General features: G+C 41.5%; 20 protein-coding genes. 9 read left to right on the forward strand and 11 right to left on the reverse strand.

The window, feature by feature from the left end; genetic code table 11:
- Window positions 1-376 precede the first annotated feature (376 nt).
- Both V7K40_RS06095 and V7K40_RS06100 read left to right on the forward strand, forming a co-directional pair.
- Window positions 377-3,397, forward strand: a complete 3,021-nt coding sequence (locus V7K40_RS06095) for a zinc-dependent metalloprotease (protein ID WP_334957670.1) — start codon at window positions 377-379, stop codon at window positions 3,395-3,397.
- Between the two features lie 159 nt (window positions 3,398-3,556).
- Window positions 3,557-3,727, forward strand: coding sequence for an element excision factor XisH family protein (locus V7K40_RS06100; RefSeq protein ID WP_334957672.1), 171 nt, complete (start codon window positions 3,557-3,559; stop codon window positions 3,725-3,727).
- Window positions 3,728-3,776: 49 nt separating this feature from the next.
- Here V7K40_RS06100 and V7K40_RS06105 read toward each other — a convergent pair whose 3' ends face one another.
- Both V7K40_RS06105 and V7K40_RS06110 read right to left on the reverse strand, forming a co-directional pair.
- A complete protein-coding gene (locus V7K40_RS06105) occupies window positions 3,777-4,040 on the reverse strand; it encodes a hypothetical protein (RefSeq protein WP_334957674.1) in 264 nt (87 codons plus the stop codon).
- Window positions 4,041-4,108: 68 nt separating this feature from the next.
- A complete protein-coding gene (locus tag V7K40_RS06110; protein ID WP_334957676.1) occupies window positions 4,109-4,840 on the reverse strand; it encodes a DUF1995 family protein in 732 nt (243 codons plus the stop codon).
- A 135-nt stretch (window positions 4,841-4,975) separates the two neighbouring features.
- On the opposite strand from V7K40_RS06110, the gene V7K40_RS06115 reads away from it, so the two are divergent.
- Window positions 4,976-5,650, forward strand: coding sequence for a cold shock and DUF1294 domain-containing protein (locus V7K40_RS06115; protein ID WP_334957678.1), 675 nt, complete (start codon window positions 4,976-4,978; stop codon window positions 5,648-5,650).
- Window positions 5,651-5,894: 244 nt separating this feature from the next.
- Here the strand turns inward: V7K40_RS06115 and V7K40_RS06120 are convergent, their stop codons facing one another.
- The 3 genes from V7K40_RS06120 to V7K40_RS06130 all read right to left on the reverse strand — a co-directional run bounded on the left by V7K40_RS06120 (window position 5,895) and on the right by V7K40_RS06130 (window position 6,922).
- The gene (locus V7K40_RS06120) at window positions 5,895-6,071 is read right to left on the reverse strand and encodes a hypothetical protein (protein WP_334957680.1); all 177 of its coding nucleotides are present in this window, start codon (window positions 6,069-6,071) and stop codon (window positions 5,895-5,897) included.
- A 282-nt stretch (window positions 6,072-6,353) separates the two neighbouring features.
- On the reverse strand, window positions 6,354-6,578 hold the full coding sequence (locus V7K40_RS06125; RefSeq protein WP_334958156.1) for a type II toxin-antitoxin system VapC family toxin: 225 nt from the start codon (window positions 6,576-6,578) through the stop codon (window positions 6,354-6,356).
- On the reverse strand, window positions 6,554-6,922 hold the full coding sequence (locus tag V7K40_RS06130) for a hypothetical protein (protein ID WP_334957682.1): 369 nt from the start codon (window positions 6,920-6,922) through the stop codon (window positions 6,554-6,556). Before V7K40_RS06130 ends, V7K40_RS06125 begins: the two co-directional genes overlap by 25 nt.
- Window positions 6,923-6,998: 76 nt before the next feature.
- On the opposite strand from V7K40_RS06130, the gene V7K40_RS06135 reads away from it, so the two are divergent.
- Together V7K40_RS06135 and V7K40_RS06140 are read left to right on the forward strand one after the other, a co-directional pair.
- Window positions 6,999-7,403 (forward strand): hypothetical protein, encoded by a 405-nt coding sequence (locus V7K40_RS06135; protein WP_334957684.1) that lies wholly within the window; start codon window positions 6,999-7,001, stop codon window positions 7,401-7,403.
- Window positions 7,404-7,612: 209 nt separating this feature from the next.
- On the forward strand, window positions 7,613-7,885 hold the full coding sequence (locus V7K40_RS06140) for a hypothetical protein (protein WP_334957686.1): 273 nt from the start codon (window positions 7,613-7,615) through the stop codon (window positions 7,883-7,885).
- An 11-nt stretch (window positions 7,886-7,896) separates the two neighbouring features.
- Here V7K40_RS06140 and V7K40_RS06145 read toward each other — a convergent pair whose 3' ends face one another.
- A complete protein-coding gene (locus V7K40_RS06145; protein WP_334957688.1) occupies window positions 7,897-8,136 on the reverse strand; it encodes a PIN domain-containing protein in 240 nt (79 codons plus the stop codon).
- Window positions 8,137-8,364, reverse strand: coding sequence for an AbrB/MazE/SpoVT family DNA-binding domain-containing protein (locus V7K40_RS06150; protein WP_334957690.1), 228 nt, complete (start codon window positions 8,362-8,364; stop codon window positions 8,137-8,139).
- Window positions 8,365-8,454: 90 nt separating this feature from the next.
- On the opposite strand from V7K40_RS06150, the gene V7K40_RS06155 reads away from it, so the two are divergent.
- The gene (locus V7K40_RS06155) at window positions 8,455-8,649 is read left to right on the forward strand and encodes a hypothetical protein (RefSeq protein ID WP_334957692.1); all 195 of its coding nucleotides are present in this window, start codon (window positions 8,455-8,457) and stop codon (window positions 8,647-8,649) included.
- A 7-nt stretch (window positions 8,650-8,656) separates the two neighbouring features.
- Here V7K40_RS06155 and V7K40_RS06160 read toward each other — a convergent pair whose 3' ends face one another.
- The 3 genes from V7K40_RS06160 to V7K40_RS06170 all read right to left on the reverse strand — a co-directional run bounded on the left by V7K40_RS06160 (window position 8,657) and on the right by V7K40_RS06170 (window position 10,475).
- Window positions 8,657-8,935 carry a hypothetical protein gene (locus V7K40_RS06160; RefSeq protein ID WP_334957694.1) on the reverse strand — a complete coding sequence of 93 codons (279 nt, stop codon included), beginning with the start codon at window positions 8,933-8,935 and terminating at the stop codon, window positions 8,657-8,659.
- A 96-nt stretch (window positions 8,936-9,031) separates the two neighbouring features.
- Window positions 9,032-9,259 carry a hypothetical protein gene (locus V7K40_RS06165; protein ID WP_334957696.1) on the reverse strand — a complete coding sequence of 76 codons (228 nt, stop codon included), beginning with the start codon at window positions 9,257-9,259 and terminating at the stop codon, window positions 9,032-9,034.
- A 46-nt stretch (window positions 9,260-9,305) separates the two neighbouring features.
- Window positions 9,306-10,475: a cysteine desulfurase family protein gene (locus V7K40_RS06170; protein ID WP_334957700.1), complete on the reverse strand. Its 1,170-nt coding sequence runs from the start codon at window positions 10,473-10,475 to the stop codon at window positions 9,306-9,308.
- Window positions 10,476-10,693: 218 nt separating this feature from the next.
- On the opposite strand from V7K40_RS06170, the gene V7K40_RS06175 reads away from it, so the two are divergent.
- Entirely contained in the window at window positions 10,694-12,322 is a 1,629-nt protein-coding gene (locus V7K40_RS06175) for a DUF655 domain-containing protein (protein ID WP_334957702.1), read from the forward strand.
- Between the two features lie 180 nt (window positions 12,323-12,502).
- Here V7K40_RS06175 and V7K40_RS06180 read toward each other — a convergent pair whose 3' ends face one another.
- Window positions 12,503-13,588 (reverse strand): glycosyltransferase family 4 protein, encoded by a 1,086-nt coding sequence (locus V7K40_RS06180; RefSeq protein ID WP_334957703.1) that lies wholly within the window; start codon window positions 13,586-13,588, stop codon window positions 12,503-12,505.
- 829 nt (window positions 13,589-14,417) lie between these two features.
- On the opposite strand from V7K40_RS06180, the gene V7K40_RS06185 reads away from it, so the two are divergent.
- Window positions 14,418-15,152, forward strand: a complete 735-nt coding sequence (locus tag V7K40_RS06185) for an ABC transporter permease (RefSeq protein WP_334957704.1) — start codon at window positions 14,418-14,420, stop codon at window positions 15,150-15,152.
- 506 nt (window positions 15,153-15,658) lie between these two features.
- Window positions 15,659-18,058 carry a hypothetical protein gene (locus V7K40_RS06190; RefSeq protein ID WP_334957706.1) on the forward strand — a complete coding sequence of 800 codons (2,400 nt, stop codon included), beginning with the start codon at window positions 15,659-15,661 and terminating at the stop codon, window positions 18,056-18,058.
- Window positions 18,059-18,265: the final 207 nt, after the last annotated feature.

An 18,265-nucleotide genomic window follows, 5' to 3' on the forward strand; every position in this document is an offset into this window, starting at 1 on the left:
AGCAACCATTTAAAATTCCTAAAGAGCTTATTCCATAATACTTTTGACTTTTGAACGCCAGTTGCTTCTCCTAAAGGAGACGCTGCGCGAACAAGTTGGCAGAGCCGCCCAATGCACTGGCTCCTTTTGATTTTTGACTTCCGCCTTGCGGTACTAGTCTGATGTAAAAATAATACTTCCTGTTTGTGAGAGATGCAATTATTAGGAAAAATCCTCTAGTACAACAGTGTAACAAAGCTAAAAAATTGCAACTAAAATTGAAGTCTAAAGTTTACTGCTTGATATAAAGCAATTGAGAGAATCGGTAAAAAGCTGGCTACATAGCTTTGCAAAAGTTAAAAATTAACTACGGTATAGTTATCGGGGGATTGATGCGATGAACAGATTAACCTTTTATATGATTTTGTTACATGGTTTGTTTTTTGGAATAGTAACAGCTAGCGCCAAGTCACCATCTGTGAATGTTAATACAGAATTGTCAGCCACCCATAAGACTGTGCGGGTTTTAGAAGCCGTCGTTACAGGTAGAAGTGGAGAGAAATCTAATAGTCAGTTAACCACAGAAACTTCTGCAACTAAAATCTCAGCTTTATCGCCAAATAATATCAATATTTCCCAGAAACAGAGGCTACCGTCAGGGCAAGTTTGGGTAGTTAATCAAAATAAACACGTACAGCCTCAACCGTTTATTTGGGTAGTAAAAGACCTTAAAAAAGCAGCACAGCAACCATTTTTGCAAGTTGCAAAACCCCCAAACAAACCGAATTCAAAGCCTAATCCTAATGCCAAACCACCAGCAAAGGATGATTTAGAGCCGTTTACTGAAGTAATCAAAGGCACTCAAAAGTCAGGGGGACTGTTTACCCTTTATCGCAATAAAGAAAAGAATAAAATTTATCTAGAAATTAAGCCAGAGCAACTCAATAAAAATTACCTAGCTACAACAACCCTGGAATCAGGGATTGGCGAACGGGGTATTTACAGCGGTATGCCTTTACAAGATTTTTTGTTTTATTTCCAACGAGTGGATGATAAATTAAACTTTGTCATCCGCAATGTCAATTTTCGCACTCGTGAAGGAGATCCTCAAGTGCGATCGCTGGTGCGATCGTTTAGTGACTCTGTTCTTTACACCGTTTCTATAAAAAGCATTCATCCACAACGTAAAACTATTCTCATCGACTTGGGCGATTTGTTACTGACAGACTTAGGTGGATTATCTGCAAGTTTAGGAGTCCCAGCAACCACAGACCAGTCCTATTTTGGTACTGCTAAAGCTTTTCCCCAAAACTTAGAAATTGAGTCAGTTTTGAATTTCTCTGGTGGCCCTGACCACGAGAGTGAAATACCAAGCTTTGCGTCACTACCTGACAACCGTGGCTTTACCCTGCGTGTCCACTACAGTCTCTCTCAACTACCTGATAAAGATTATCGACCGCGCCTTGCTGACGATCGCATCGGTTATTTCATCACCGCCTATCAAGATTTATCCAAAGACGATCACGGCGATTCTTTTGTCCGCTACATCAATCGCTGGGACTTAGAAAAACAAGACCCAAAAGCAGTAATTTCTCGCCCCAAAAAACCGATTGTCTTCTGGATTGATAACGCTGTGCCTTTAGAGTACCGCGATGCGATGAAAGAAGGCGTCCTGATGTGGAACAAAGCCTTTCTCAAGGCGGGATTCAAAGATGCAATTGAAGTCCGCCAAATGCCCGATGACGCCACATGGGACCCAGCAGATATTCGTTACAACACGATTCGCTGGATTAACACAGTCGATGGTTATTTTGCAATGGGGCCATCCCGCGTTAACCCATTGACTGGGGAAATTTTGGATGCAGACATTCTCGTAGATGCCAGCTTTGTGAGGGTACTCAAGAATGAGTATCGCAAAATCGTCCAACCTAGCCAAACACAAAACCAGACTACTTTATCAGCTTTGATGCAAAATCGTCTACTTTGCGCCAATGGTTTAGATGCCAAAAACAATGATGTCCCTCAGCAGATGCAAGATCAACAGGGATTGTTGAGTAGTTTATCGAAAATGGCAGGCGAGTATGATTTATGCTACGGGATGGAAGCTGCTAACCAGTTTGCCTTTGGTTCACTGGCAATGTCACTACTGCCAGATACCATGGCTACTCCAGACCAGGTGAAAGAATATATCAATCAATATTTACGTTTAATCATTGCTCACGAAGTTGGACATACTCTTGGTTTACGGCATAACTTCCGTGGTAGTACCCTGCTAGCACCACAGGAGATGAATAATACGGAAATTACTAAAACTAAAGGTCTGACAAGTTCCGTAATGGACTACATTCCCCCAAATATTGCTCCTCAAGGTACAAAGCAGGGAGATTATTTTCCCAGCATGGTGGGGCCTTATGATGAATGGGCGATTAAGTATGGCTACATACCAATTCAAACATCAACTCCTATAGCGGAAAAGCCAATTTTGGAGCAAATTGCTGCACAATCCTACAAGCCAGAGTTAAGTTATTCCACAGATGAAGATGTGTATGACCTTGACCCAACTGCCGATGCTTGGGATAACAGCAGCAATGTACTGCTTTATTCTCAGTGGCAGTTGAATAATTCGCGGGTGATGTGGGAACGTCTCGATCAGCGTTACCCAATGGCTGGTGATAGTTATAGCGATGTCAGCGAACGTTTTAGCACAGTATTGGGTAACTATTTCCAGCAAATATTTTACACAACAAAATATATCGGGGGACAGTCTTTCTATCGCATTCACCCTAGCGAAATCCCCTCTGGAGTTAGCCAACACCGATTACCATTTGAACCAATACCAGTTGAAGAACAACGCCAGGCTTTAGAAACGCTGCAAAAGTACGTGTTTGCAGAAGATGCCCTGAGCTTTTCACCAGAACTACTGAATAAATTAGCACCTTCCCGTTGGCGACATTGGGGTGCTTCTCCTCAAGTTGGTCGTTTGGATTTTCCAATTCATGACTTGGTGCAACTCATTCAGGGTTCTGTGTTGCGAGATTTGCTCTCAGGCGATCGCCTCTCTCGCCTCAAGGATATTGAACTCAAAACTAAATCAGAGAATACACTGGGTTTACCAGAATTGTTTGACACTTTACAGTCAGGTATCTGGACAGAAGTAATCAAACCAAAAGGTAAACCAATGAAGATTTCTAGTTTGCGGCGAGGCTTGCAGCGGCAATATCTGGATATTTTAACTGGTATGGTGTTGCGAAAAGAATCTGTTCCAGAAGATGCTCGCACACTAGCTTGGTATAAACTCAAACAGCTTGATCAGAAACTCAAGGGGGTTGATTCCGAGGATGAATACACCAAAGCGCATTTACTAGAAACGCGCGATCGCATTGAGAAAGTCTTGAATGCGCCGTTGCAAGGGAATTAAAAAAGTTAGGAGTGAGGAGTTAATAATAAAATTCTTAACTCCTCTTCTCCCATGATTTTGGCAAAATAAATTTAGATAGGACTTACGCAGCGATGACGGAAATACGTTACCTTTGCGTAAGTCCTGTTAGAATGCCCATACAGGCTGAGAAAACAGTTTATGTCAGCTAGAGATAAATTTCACAATGTTGTGAAATCGGCATTACAAAAGGACGGGTGGCGAATTACTCATGATCCTTTGCTAATTCGCATAGAAAATATTACCGATATGTACATTGATTTAGGGGCAGAGGGAATTATTAATTATGAATTATATAGTGCGATCGCCTAAGTTGTTGCTCTGCCGAAGCAGCGATATCTAGCAACAAATCGCTTTGCGTCTACGCACTCCCCAACAAACTGAAGCGGTCTGACTCGTGACGGGAGCGGTCTGACTCGTGACGGGAGCGGTCTGACTCGCGACGGGAGCGGTCTGACTCGTGACGGGAACGGTCTGACTCGTGACGGGAACGGTCTGACTCGTGAGGGGAGCGGTCTGACTCGCGACGGGAGCGGTTTCCTTCGTGACGGGAGCGGTTTCCTTCGTGAAGGGAGCGGTCTGACTCGCGACGGGAGCGGTCTGACTCGTGACGATTTACTATCAAAGGATAAATAAAAAACTTAAAATGAGGCAGCAGATGATCAAGTTTCCTGCTGCTACCTCTGCTTTCTCCTAACTACTCAACGCCTTTAAGAACCGTTGCAAACTCTTAAACACACTGGGCTTTCTTGCAGGTACCGCGTCTGTTGTTTGCGGTTGTCCTTTCAAGAGAATGAGTTCCAAATCATCACCTGATGGTTTTGTGGGTAATTCGGCAATTCTTTGATATTCACCGCCGGTTTCCAGCCAAACTTCCCACTGTCCTGGGTAGCAGCGACGTAGGGCGCTTTGATCGTCTACAGGGCGCAGGTAATAGGCGGATTCAATGGTACTGATAAAACGATCGCGGATTTTTCTAGCTGTATAACCAATGCCCACAGTTCCAGAATCTTCTAGGCGGGGATTCAACAAGACTAAAGGGCGATCGCCTATTACTTCAGATAACTTTTCCAACTGCGGCACTTCTACGGAAGTGGGGGCAATGAATAAGAAAATTTTATCCTCTGGTTGAATTTTTGTCTGCAAGGAAGCAGCCCTACCTGTACCAATATCCAAAATTTGAAATGGTGCATCAGCCCAATTGCGGCGGGCTAGGGCCGCAGCACCAGCGTCAGCAAAGAAAATCTTCAAACGGGAATCATATTCCGTAAACACAGGTAGAAATTGTTCCGCCACGGGCATAAACTTGAGTTCTGGGAACAGGAACTCAACTTGTATGCGAGTACAACCATCTGCAAGGGCAGCTTGGACGGCTGTCTGAGATTGGGCGATCGCATCTTCAAGAGTATTTGGAAGTTCACTCATAGTTTATATGTCACTCTAGCATTACTTCCATTGTTTCAGTATTAGCTCTGATTTTGGCGTTGCTCAATTTGAATATGAATCATTTGATCTTAATATGGGAAGCATAAAAATGAAGTATTGATATCAAGGTCTTTGATGAAACCTGTTTTGCGTAAAGGTAAATTAACAACATGGAAGGATGACAAGGGTTTTGGCTTCATCCGCTCCAGTGATGGCACTCAAGACGTTTTTCTTCATATCACTGCACTCAAAGAAACAAATCATCGTCCACAAGTTGGTGATGTGATTTGCTATCAGCTAACGGTTGGTAAAGACGGCAGAATTTATGCTTCCAACGCCTTCATTGAGGGAGTTGTATCCAAACCTCTGCCGAGAGTCTCATCGTCCGCAATCAAGAAAGAAACATTCCAGCTTAAAGCAAAATCTTCTTTAATGTTTGAGGTATTGCTCTTATCTTTATTACCAAGTTTAGGAGCAATGCATTTTGCATTAACTACTTTCAACCCAATTCCTCTGATTCTCTATCTTGTAATGAGTTTTGTTACCTTTGCACTGTACGCGGATGATAAATCTCGGGCAAAGCAAGGGCGTTGGAGAATATCAGAAAAGACATTACATTTGTGTGAATTCATGGGTGGATGGTTGGGGGGATTCATCGCCCAACGAAGATTACGTCACAAAAGTAGCAAGGTTTCATACCAAGTTGTATTTTGGGTAATAGTAGCTATTCATATTATATTTTGGTTGGATTGGCTTTTCTTTGGGAAAAGACTGGTGGGTTTATTTCTGGGCATTGTTTTTAAAGGGTAGCAGAGATCCCTTGCAAAACAAACTGCTCAGTTGAGATTCCCTGACTACTTGCCCATTTTTATATCTGCTATTGAAGTTGAGGAGGAAAGTTCATAGGAGTAAACACAAAGGTGCTTCACATCCCAATTTAAGAAGTGCGTAGGCGTAGCCCGTCGTAGACATCGTATAGAAGACATACTTAAAATTTTATCTGTTGGTAAAAGACTCGTTTAAGGCTTTCAGCAACAGTGACATAGAGTGCCGATCAGATAAAACCGAGATATTTTGATACGCGATACCCAAGCCAAATCCCCACAAGGCCACCAATGACGCCCAAAAGGATCGAGGTGAATGATAGTAAACTTCCACCCCACAATGCAGGGATGTAGCTGCCAATCGTAGAGCCAATAAACATCCCAATTCCAATGATGGTTTTACTCATTCAAGAAAAGCCTCAAAAGTAATCAAAATAAGTCATGCTTGAATTCCTTTATGACTCAAAATATTACCTTTTGGGAAAAAACTCCTTTAACACTTTCGGCAGCGTTACTGATTAGATGTATGAATCTTGTTGTAGAGACGCAAAATCATTGTGGTAAAAGCGTAAACGCCACGGACACTTGCTTCTCCTGTTCACAGACGCTGCACGTAGCTTGCTCAAAAGTAGAAATACAACCGGGGAAACCCTAGCAACGCAATGTGATGACACACAGCCTATTTACAACTACTCAACCCAGTTTTCTAATAAGAGCGTAGGAATACGAGAAAACTCTCGCACATTATTGGTGACGAGGGTAACCCCTAAACTCAGCGCATGAGAAGCAATTAGCATATCCATTGCACTAATAATAAGTCCTCTACTTTCTAGATTGCTTCTGATGCTGCCGTAAATCGTTGCAGATGCTTGATTGAATTCGACAATTTCTAGAGGTAGCAGAAATTGCAGCAGGGCGGTGCGGTTTTTCTGTTGCTGTTGCCTTTTAGCAACTCCATTTGTTCAGTAAGTGCCGTTATTCTGATTTGGTGTTGGTTAATTAGTTCTTGAACACATGAGTGTGATTCAGAGTCGGTCGGTAGTTCAATCTGACGCTCTTTGTAAATATCAACCTCAGCAGAATAATCATCTAGCAGTACGGTGTAACTCCAGCCTTGTCCGAATTCGTAGGCTCTCTGTGTGCCTGGGGGATGATATTCTAGACCGATAATTTCACCTTGCTTTACTCGTTGTCCAAGGCGGTATAAGGGTGGTGTCCAACTGTTGGGAATGGCTATTTTTACACAAACTTCATTCATTTTTCGGTGTCCTTACTGCAACAGTATTTTGTCGTGTCAAGATAAAAATGAGGTATTATAGACTACCAGTAATTTAATGAACTACCTCAAGCACATTGCTGTTTTGTTGACTGCCGTAGCAGTTTCGACTTCGAGCTTTAACAGCGTCGTATTCGCCCAAAGTGCAGAAAAATTTGTCAACGTTGGATATGACAGCGATGGCGATCCGTTTTTACTAGATGCCACCAGTATGCGGAAAAGGGAACCCGGATTTGGTAGTGTTCTCAAGGTTTACCAGATGAAAAATGGCTTGATGAGTGAGATATTGGTTAGGGCTTCCTGCGGAGATGAAACCTTGTCCATTGTCGGCTTTAGAACCTACAGCCAAGGAGTTAAATTGACTGAAGAGAAAATACGCCAACAAGTAGCTGTTAGAACAGATAGCCCCGCTAGCCTTGCAATGAGCTACCACTGCCACGCTATTGGCGCTCGTGGTTGGTAAGACTTTCAGATCGGGATGTAGCGATCACTTAAGTTAGGAGTTAGGAGCGACTACGCGATCTGCGCTAACGCTTTTTGTATTTGCATTAGTTCGGTTAACCGAACTTTGTGCGTTTAAATTGCGCGTCCGTAATGTGTATTTATTTTGTTTGTCAAATTAATTACCTCCGAGGGGAAACATGTATTAAGTGGTTTACGATAAAACGCAGCATGAAAAAGTTCAATCAACAACCTTCGGATAAAACACCTCCTAAACACAGCTTTATAAAGATTGGATTAAAGATATTTGTAGCTTTGACGCTTGCTATTGGACTTTGCAGCGAACTTCGTCATGCTTTTGACAAACCAAGCCCCTTGCCAAGCTCAACCTTGGAACCGCTTGTGCCGCCCCACGTCCAAGCAATGCACGACAATATGTCTTGTGATGCCTTGCGACACTATCAAAAATGGCGGGAGTGGGATCGCCGAGGTTGTAATAAGTAGTTATTTAATTTTCAAGCTTCAGTAAAAAATAGCCTGTGGTAAACACCACAGGTTTTTGTTTTTGGTGCGATCGCCTTTTGCCAAAACCCCCTAATTAGAAGATTTATCATGCATCCATATTCGAGTTCGGCAATTGTGATAGAAGATATACCGACATCATAAATGCTAAGGGTTTGGAATTTATCCAGTACTTTTTGGGGTTTTTCCTTGATGAGGTAAATGCAGATATTGGTATCAAGCAGGTATCGCATTTAGAAGTTCTCTCTGGTGTCAAGGAGTGGCTGATCTCTAGAATTCATGAAATCATCGGAGAAATTGTCTAGACTATCGATGAGGAATTGCCAGGGGTTATCTTTGGCAATGAGGACAATGGCGTTACCAATTTTTTTGATATAGACTTCAGTACCAGTGAGTTGAAAGTCTTCGGGTAAAATGACCATTTGGTGAGTGCCATCAGTGGTGAGTTTGGCAATGTTCATGGTGTTATTGTCCTGAAATTAGCTAATATTTATGGTCTGGTTAGCATGGAATTTGATAAATGCAACTCTGAAATTTGCTTGAGTAGCTGATTGTTAAACCGAATCTATGGAAATCCTAGCAGTCCTGCCGAGGAATATGATGGTGACGAAAGGATCAATATGGTAAAGGCGATCGCCTATGGCCAGTTATTTCTTGCAAAAAGCGATCGGAAACTGCATAAATATCGCACTTACTCAGGAACTTGCACGAGATTAGCGATCGCATTTCCTAAACGAGTGAAGTGATTCGGATTCAGCGCCGAATGCGTTCTTCTCTCAATTCATCTATGAAGGTATTCAAATCAAAGTTTTCTGGTAATTGGGCATCTACAACCAAAATCCCTTCTTTTCGATAGACATTTGGTTGGTTAGAAGACACTATATTGGTTGTTTCTGCCGTTTGCTGAGTGAGTGCATCAATTTTTTCAGCGATCGCTTGCAAAATAAACTGCTCAGTCGATATTCCCTGACTGCTTGCCCATTTTTCAATTTTCTGTTGGAGTTGGGGAGGAAAGTTCATAGCAGTAAACATAAAAGTGCTTTACATCCCGATTTTACAGTGCGATCGTATATACTCAGGAACTTGCACGAAACTGGCGATCGCACTTCTTCGTTATAATCAAAATCACTAAAGATACTTCTCCACCCGACGTTTTTCTAGCATCGACTCCACCTGTTCATCAGTCGGCGCTGGCTGGTCGGTCTTCAACAAACCTTTCATCTGCTTGATAATGCGCGATCGCTCAGGTGGTTGGGTTGGAACATCTTGCAAGGATTCAATGATCGCACGGACGAGTTCAAGACGATCGCTCGCTGGCAGTTGACGGGCTTGCTCTTTAAGCTCTTGCAGGGACATAGAAAACACTCCGACAAATGCTGTATCTAAATTTTAGTATGAGGGACTAACGCTTGACTAAAGATAAATCTGGTGTTAGCCTCTGCAAAACTTGCTTCAATACCATCGCTGTCCAATCTATATCAGCTTGCGTCGTATCACGCCCCAATGTGATGCGAATTCCGCCCAAGGCAGCTTTTTCAGAATAACCCATCGCTAACAATATCGGGCTGGGGCTAAGTTTACCACTGTGACAGGCAGCACCAGCACTGATGCCGATACCTGCAAGGTTTAGCTGTCGTACCAAGGCTTTACCGCTGAATTTTTCGCCATCGGCGTGTTCTAGACACATACTGACATGGTGAGGTAAACGATCGCAGCCATCCCCTGTAGCAATTAAACCAGGAATCTCAGCTAATTGGGCAAAAGCGCGATCGCGTAACTCAATTAACCGTGGTGTTTCTGTAGCCAATTCTTCTGCTGCGAATTCTGCTGCGACACCAAAGCCCGCAATTATCGGTACTGCTTGCGTACCAGAACGCAGTCCCATTTCTTGCCCACCACCACCCAGTAAGGGGATCAAATCCACACCAGGACGCACATATAGCGCCCCTGCACCTTGGGGGCCATATATTTTATGACTGGAAAGACTAAGTAAGTCTACTGGGAGTTGTTGCACATTTATAGGTAAGCGTCCCGCAGCTTGCACCGCATCTGTATGGAACAGAACACCATGCGATCGCACAACCTTACCCAGTTCCTCAATTGGTTGCACAGTCCCTACTTCACTTTGACCATAAATCACGGAAACTAAGACTGTGTTATGTCGCAACGCCGCCTTTAAATCTAGGGGATTGACTCTACCTTTAATATCTACAGACAAGCGCGTAACTTCCCAACCCCACATCTCTAAGAACCGCACTGTCTCAGAAATTGCTGAATGCTCGACGCTGGAGATAATTAGATGTTGAGGAACAGCATACAACCGAGCTACACCCATAATTGCTAGATTATTTGCCTCAGTGCCGCCAGAGGTAAAGATTATGGATGCCGGATCGGCGGCCTTAATTAAACCAGCAACTTGGACTCTGGCTTGTTCCACAACCGTTGCAGCCCGTTGCCCCCATTCGTGTAAGCTGGAAGGATTACCCCACTGTTGGGTGAGGACTGTTTGCATAACTGCGATCGCTTCTTTTCGAGTGGGAGTGGTGGCGCTGTAATCTAGATAAATTTGCATATAACTGAATAATGGTGAGAACACATGTTGGTACTAGGCTGCTGATATTTTCAGAATATACAGTTTTAGTGGACAAATCCTGAAAAAATCTTTGTAATTCTGCCTCTAGCAGTGGATTTTTCCCTTTGCTTGGAAAGCTATTTATCTACTTAATTCAAAACATAAAATTTTGGGAATGATAAATATGTCCACTCCCAATCCACTTTTAACAGATTACAGTGCAACATATCTCTAGACAAAGATATTTTTTATATATCTTTTTACTGATATTTCCCCTCGCTGGTTGTCAACGAGTCGAGTCCTACAATCAGCGTCCAGCACCTTTACCACAAGACCCATTAGTTCAAGTTTACTTTAACCATTCTGAGTCTTCAGAATACAAAGAACCTTACCGTCAGCAAACTCGCCTGGGGGATGATTTAGAAAAACAGATTGTCAATGCTATTATGCACGCTAAATCTACAGTAGATATGGCAGTGCAAGAATTACGTTTACCCAAAGTTGCCCAAGCACTGGTTGATAGACAAAAAGCTGGGGTAAAAGTCAGGATAATTTTAGAAAATACCTATAGCCGACCTTGGAGTAGTTTAACATCTGCTGAAGTAGGTAAGTTAAATAAAAGAGAACAGGAACGCTATCACGAATTTCGCCAATTTATCGATATTAATCAAGATAATCAACTCAGTTCAGCAGAGATTAATCAAAGAGATGCTTTGATAATTTTGCAAAATGCCAAAATCCCCTGGATAGATGATCAAGCAGATGGTTCAGCCGGTAGCAGTTTGATGCATCACAAATTTGTAATTGTGGACAATCGCATTGTAATTATTACTTCAGCGAATTTTACTTTAAGTGATACTTCTGGTGATTTTACAAATTCCAACTCTTTAGGCAATGCTAATAACTTATTACAGATTGACAGCCCAGAATTAGCATCTTTATTTACAGAAGAGTTTAACATTATGTGGGGAGATGGGCCAGGAGGTAAGCCAGATAGTCGATTTGGTTTGGAAAAACCGATGCGATCGCCTAAACAAATTACATTAAATCAAACCATAATTACTGTGCAATTTTCCCCTACTTCTCTAACTCAACCCTGGAATAACAGTAGTAATGGTTTAATTGGTAAAACTTTAGATTCAGCAACTAAATCTGTTGATATGGCGTTATTTGTCCTTTCCGATCAACGTCTTGCCAATATCTTAGAAAATCGCCATCAACAAAGTGTCCAAATTCGCGCTTTAATTGAACCGCAATTTGCCTATCGTCCCTATAGCGAAGCATTGGATATGATGGGGGTTGCTCTCAGTAATAAATGTAAATATGAAGTTGATAACCATCCTTGGTCAAATCCAATTACCACCGTAGGCGTACCTGTGTTACCCAAAGGCGATTTATTGCATCACAAATTTGGTGTGATTGATAGCCAAACAGTAATTACAGGTTCTCATAATTGGTCAGACGCTGCCAATAATGGTAACGATGAGACGCTTATAGTGATTAAAAATCCTATAGTTGCTGCTCATTATGTGCGAGAATTTGCTCGTCTTTATACCAAAGTTAAACCCGGTTTACCACCAGCAATTCAAGAAAAAATTAAATTAGAACAAACACGGTGTCCCCAGATAAAAGCTTCATCAAGCGAACTAGAAGTAATTAAACAAATAAATATCAACACTGCAAGTCTGGAAGAATTAGCAACTCTCCCTGGCGTGGGTAAAAAGTTAGCACAGCGGATAATTCTTAGCCGTCAACAGCAAAAATTTACATCTTTACAAGACTTAGAAAGAGTTCCAGGAGTTAGTGCTAGAACTGTAGAAAAATGGCGCGAACAAGTTACTTGGTAGCAGTCTTTATTTAAGGTGAGTTCGATAAACCTCTTTCTGCCTTGAACTAAAGTTAAAGTCTGTGCCTCTAGGACTTAGAGAGGGACAGGTTTTGCGTAGTAAAACCTCTTAGAGGTCTTTTGATTTGATTAACAAGATCCCGGACAACTTTTATGAAGTCGCGGATCTGGGGCAGACAATTTAAATGTGATCGCTACTTAAACTAAGCAAACTGCGGGAATGCCCATTCTGAGAAAATCGTTCTGCTATTACTTGTTGATAAACCGCCTCATAGCCATCAGTCATATGCTTAACGCTGAAAATATTTTCGACATGCTGGCGACAGGCATAGCGGTCTAACTCTGTTACTTGGTCAATAGCACTGATGCACTCTTGAATATTATTGCAGAGGAAACCTGTTTTGCCGTGGGAAATTACCTCTTTAGTAGACCCCAATTTTATCGCAATCACTGGTGTACCAGAAGCCATTGATTCAATTATCACCAACCCAAACGGTTCCCGCCAAGTGATCGGAAACAGAGTTGCGACTGCACCTCCCATGAGGGCATTTTTTTGAGCATGGTTAGCTTCACCTAGATACTCAATTTGCTTCCCGTCAATGTGCGGTTTAATTTCCTTCTCAAAGTATTCCACATCAACAACATCCACCTTGCCTGCCATTTTCAAATGCCAACCAGCTTGTTTGGCAATTTCTATTGCTAAATGCACTCCCTTCTCTGGAGACATCCGACCCAAAAATGCTAGGTAGGGCGGATTTTCTGGTTGGGCGTGAAACTCATAACTGCTGACATCAATTCCGTTGTAGACCGTTGCTAGATAGTTTAACCCTAACCTTGGTTCTCGTTGTGCATCGGAAATATTGACGTAGGGTTGTTTTTTCCCAAAACTAAATATCTTTTCGTTGTCAGGAGTAAAAATACCGTGCAACGTATGAACTGTAGGGGTTGTGACGAGATTTGCGTAGGTCACTGTCCCATGCCCCACATGAGAGTGAATAATATCAAACTCTTCTGCACGTTCATACACCGAAGCTAGATTCAGCATTTCGTAAACGCTGTAATCTTTGATAGTGCGATCAAGTCTGAGGGCACGGGGATGAACTGACGTTAGTTTTGCCAGACTAATAGAATCTCCCGATGCAAATAAAGTTACTTCGTGTCCGCGTCGAACTAATTCATCAGTCAGTAACCCCACTACTAACTCTATACCACCATAAGCTGGAGGCGGAACTCTTTCCCATAATGGAGCTACTTGGGCAATTCGCATCACAAACCTCCTAAAAAATAAAAATTGAATTAGAAGTTTCTTCTTTCTGTTGCTCTAATGCTTGTAATTGATTCACTCTGCATCAGAAAGTAACTTCAGATACTAAACTTATTAACAATTGCCTTCAAATTTTAAGTTCATCTTTATACATTTTTTATCTATCCTAGTACGGAAATTACCCACTACTAAAGAGGTAAATACATTCTAATTTATTAATTTTTGGTGATTTGGTGCAATTTTAAATATAGTTTTTTGATCAGGATGAATTTTATTTAATCGTCAAAATTTCAGCTAAATGGTGATAATGGACTAAAAAGCTCTATTATCGTCTGTTAATTATCTGATTTTCAAATGTTAATTAAAGAATAAAGTGTGTAGTCACTCTTAGCGCGGCTTTCCGTACCTAAAGGACAACCCGTAGCCGCCCAAAGGGTAGATTTTCATAAGATAGGGTTGCCCTACAATCAACCTATTTACCTTAATCCCAAGCCACTGACTCAGATTTCCTTGTAGGTCGAAGTCTACAGCCAAGGTTTTGCCTCTTTGAGACAAAATTAGGGCTAGATTCATGTGATAATTTTCGGTCGGTAAAAGATGAATAAATGCGTGCTTGCCAAAATCAAATCAACGCTAAATCAAGGGTTTTAGAATACTTGCGCCCACCTTGACAGGGCTAGAGAAAAGAGTAAAATTATTGACTTATTTCATTAAATATGATATTTTATGTTGCTATCAATAAAAATTAAATATAAACGTGAATATCTCTGCATCTTTCAAAAAACCGCGTGTCTCATGGCAGGCGGTTTTCTCACTCATAATACTTATTTTCATGTACCTGCCTATACTGGTACTTGGCTTTTATAGCTTCAATCAGTCGCCCTACAGTGCAACTTGGCAAGGATTCACTCTCGATTGGTATAGCAAGTTGTTCAATGACGATCGCATCTTATCAGCTTTGCAAAACAGTATGATAGTTGCTGTTTGTGCAGTGGGGATTTCAGCAGTGCTGGGAACCTTGATGGCAGTTGGGTTGGCGCGTTACCAATTTCCTGGTAAAAAATTGTATCGTGGTATTGCTTACGTACCATTGATTATTCCTGATATTCCGATCGCAGTAGCTACCTTAGTATGCCTAGCGGCGTTTGCAATACCCTTAAGTTTGTGGACAATAGTTGCAGCCCATGTGGTGTTTTGTCTGGCCTACGTCGGACTTGTAGTTGGTTCACAACTGACTAATTTAGATCCTCATTTAGAAGAAGCAGCATTAGATTTAGGCGCTACACCCACACAAGCTTTCCTGAAAGTATTGTTACCTCAATTGATGCCTGGTATTGTAGCTGGTTGTCTCTTGGCCTTTGTCCTTAGCTTAGATGACTTTCTCATTGCCAGTTTTACTGCTGGTAGCGGTTCTAACACCCTACCAATGGAAATTTTTAGCCGCATTAGAACCGGAGTCAAGCCTGACATTAACGCTTTAAGTGTGATGTTGATTTCAGTATCTGCGATCGTTGCTCTTGTCGCTGAATTAATTCGTGCTTCTGGAGACAATAAAAGCTTCAAATAAGAGTCAAATCAATCTTTACAATCTTCGTCTGTTCAATAGCATCAGATGGAATCGCAGTTTCTAAGGCTTTAAGTACTGTACCTGATTCAATCATAGATGAGAACACTGAGAATTCTTTAAGTTATATTCAATCGGAATTACGTAAGCAATTACAAACTGCTTAAACCACAAGTGTTTGAGCTTTTTTTAGTGCTATTCAGCATAGAGAGTGCTGAGTTAAGTTAAGACTCAAGGGTCAATAATTAGTATTTATACCAATTATTTAAAATCAGGCAATACTTCAAATTAAGCAAATTTTCGGTGTTAAGTATTAGGTTTTACAAACAAAATTGAATATGTGAAGTTTAGGTCTAAATCATTCTGAATATTCGTAGAGTCAGCAGTGCTTAAAAATCAGTATTTGAGTGAATAGTAAGCAGTGTCTACTCTCTAAAAAAAGTTTTAAAACAACTGGTGCAAAATCTTACAGAAGAAAAATTAAAAGACTGAAAATCGGTTCATAAATCATGAAACCATCACGCAACTTTTTCGCTCATAAATTGCATCAATACCGTTTTTTATTAGCAACAGTAATTTCTTTAGGAGGCCCATTTACACTAGTAATGCCTTCTCTAGCAGATGGTACAACTGCTGGTACTGTTATCAACAACACCGCAACTGCTGAATATAATTACGTGAATAATTTGGGAGTAAATGTTCTTAATAAAACTACTTCCAATACTGTAACAATTACTGTAGCAGAGATAGCAGGAATTACGGTGACTTCTCAAGGCATGACAGATACAACAGGTGGTAGTGTTGTTTCTAACGATTTGCTGTACTACGATTTTTTGATTACTAATGTGGGAAATGATCCCACCCGTTTCTTTATTCCAGGTAAAGCTACTATTACAGGGCCAGCAACAGCTGGCGCAATTACCGCAGATTTAGATGGCAACGGTACATTTGAAACTACTATTCCCAACGCTGGTTTTACCACTGGTTCCATTCCTGTTAGTGGATTTGTCAAAGTGCGTGTTCCTGTCACAGTTAATTTGTTGGCAACGCCAGGTTCTAATATTTCAGTATTACTAGGTGATACAGGCCCTAACGATAACAGTAATACTACCCAAAACCAACCTGATAGTCCTGATGGCTCAAACACTACGGAAGTCCGTACCGTTGATAATTCAGATGCAACAGCAGGAGAAACGGCAGGGGTACCGTTGAATGGAGAACGAGAAGCTAGCGCTATACAAACAACTACCATCTCTGCAACTCCACAGGCCTTTGCTAAAGTCTTAAAAGTTCGTTCTGGGTATTCAGATTCCGGTACACCCAACAATCTAGGTGATGATAAGTTGACCTACGATTTAAGTCTAAAAATTGATTCCACAAGTCCCGCAGGTAGTACAGGATTAACTCCCGCAAATTTAGTAGGTACGAATATCAATGTAGATGCGCTGATTGGTGCCAAAATTTTGGTATCTGATGCCATTCCTGTAAATACTCACTTAGCGAGTGTAGTTACCCCTCCTACAGGTTGGACTGTTGTTTACACAGTGACGCCTACAGTAGTGACGGCAAACAATGCCCTTTGGACTAGTAGTGTACCCATTGATTTAACATTGGTAACTCGTGTTGGATTTGTTAAATCTGGCACTCTCACTGCCGGGACAACAGTAAATGGATTATCCTTCCAAGTGGTGACAAATGGAGTTCTGACTTCTACAGCCACGATTTCTAATATTGCTCAGAGCTTTGGTCAAACTCAAGGTGATACACTCAATCAGCTAGTTTATGATGAGTCAGGCGACCAAAACCCTAGCAACTTTAATGATGATGGTACTGTTGGTTCAAATATTCCTAATAGTGGGGTAGCAAATGTTGCTAGTCAAGGGGCAGATAGCAGTAATAACAACACAGGTCAAGGGCCTGGAGGTGAAGTTAACACCTTTACGATGACTGCCCAAACTTCGATTTTGAATGGGCCGCATTTGCACCCTGACGCTGTGGGAGCGACTGATAATAATAATGATTTTTCAAACCAATCAGCGATCGTTTCACTCTATCTGCCGCCAGGATCTACCCTCGATCCTGGTGCTGTCAGCTTCTTTAATACTATACTAAACCCCGATCCAACGTTGTTGAGTAATGTCTTACTAGTACCAGTTACCCCAACCAATACTAGTGACCTCCCATCAGGTACAACTGTAACGTTAACTTCTGGAGCCAATGTTGCCACTTATACATACAATGGCACTGTCTTCACCTTGACTTCTGGTTTAGGAATTGTCTTACCAACCCTCAATAATCTCCCAGTTGATTATACCGTAACTGTAGATTTACCTGGAGGAACGCCTCTATCAACAGATACAGGTAAAGCTTTTCCTGTGACAATTCGAGCTTTTGTGGATAGCAATAATGATGGAGCGTTTAATTCTGGAGAATCTTACAATAATACTATTGACCAAGTTTACACAGGTTTCTTGAAACTTGTGAAAGAATCTCGAATTATACAAGGAAGTGGATCTGCTGTTGCTACGAATGATAGCACTTTTAGCACAACACCGAAAAAGCCTGGTGTAGGCAACATTATTGAGTATCGGATTACTTACACCAATATTTCATCAGTTCCCATCGGCTCAAATAACGCTACTATAAGTGCAACTGGAATCATTATTACTGAAAATGGTAATTCCACTAATAATAGCTGGGCGAAAGACAATGATGGCAATGGAACGGTGGATACCAGTCATGTGTTTAATACTGCAATTGATCCTGCCGGAATTGTAACTTATCTAAATTTGGGAGCAGCAGTAACGGATGCGATTGGCGTTAATATCACCACTTATCTAGACACAATTCCTGGGCCACTTCAACCTGGACAGTCTGGAACATTTAGTTTCCAACGTAAGGTCAATTAAGTTATCTGATATAGCGATTCTCATTTGAATCAGGTACACGGGTAGGGTAGCACAGCTGTGCTACCCTACTATGTTCATTTGGTTCTTTACGAACTTTTTTGGATAGTGAACAAGAGCTATATTAAAATGCAGGGTGTGTTACGGCTAGCGTAATGTACCAATATCAGTTTAATTCAGGTTTAAATCCTCTTATGTAACTCTCTTAAA

The sequence above is a fragment of the Nostoc sp. genome (genome assembly GCF_036917195.1).
Classification (GTDB): Bacteria; Cyanobacteriota; Cyanobacteriia; order Cyanobacteriales; family Nostocaceae; genus Nostoc.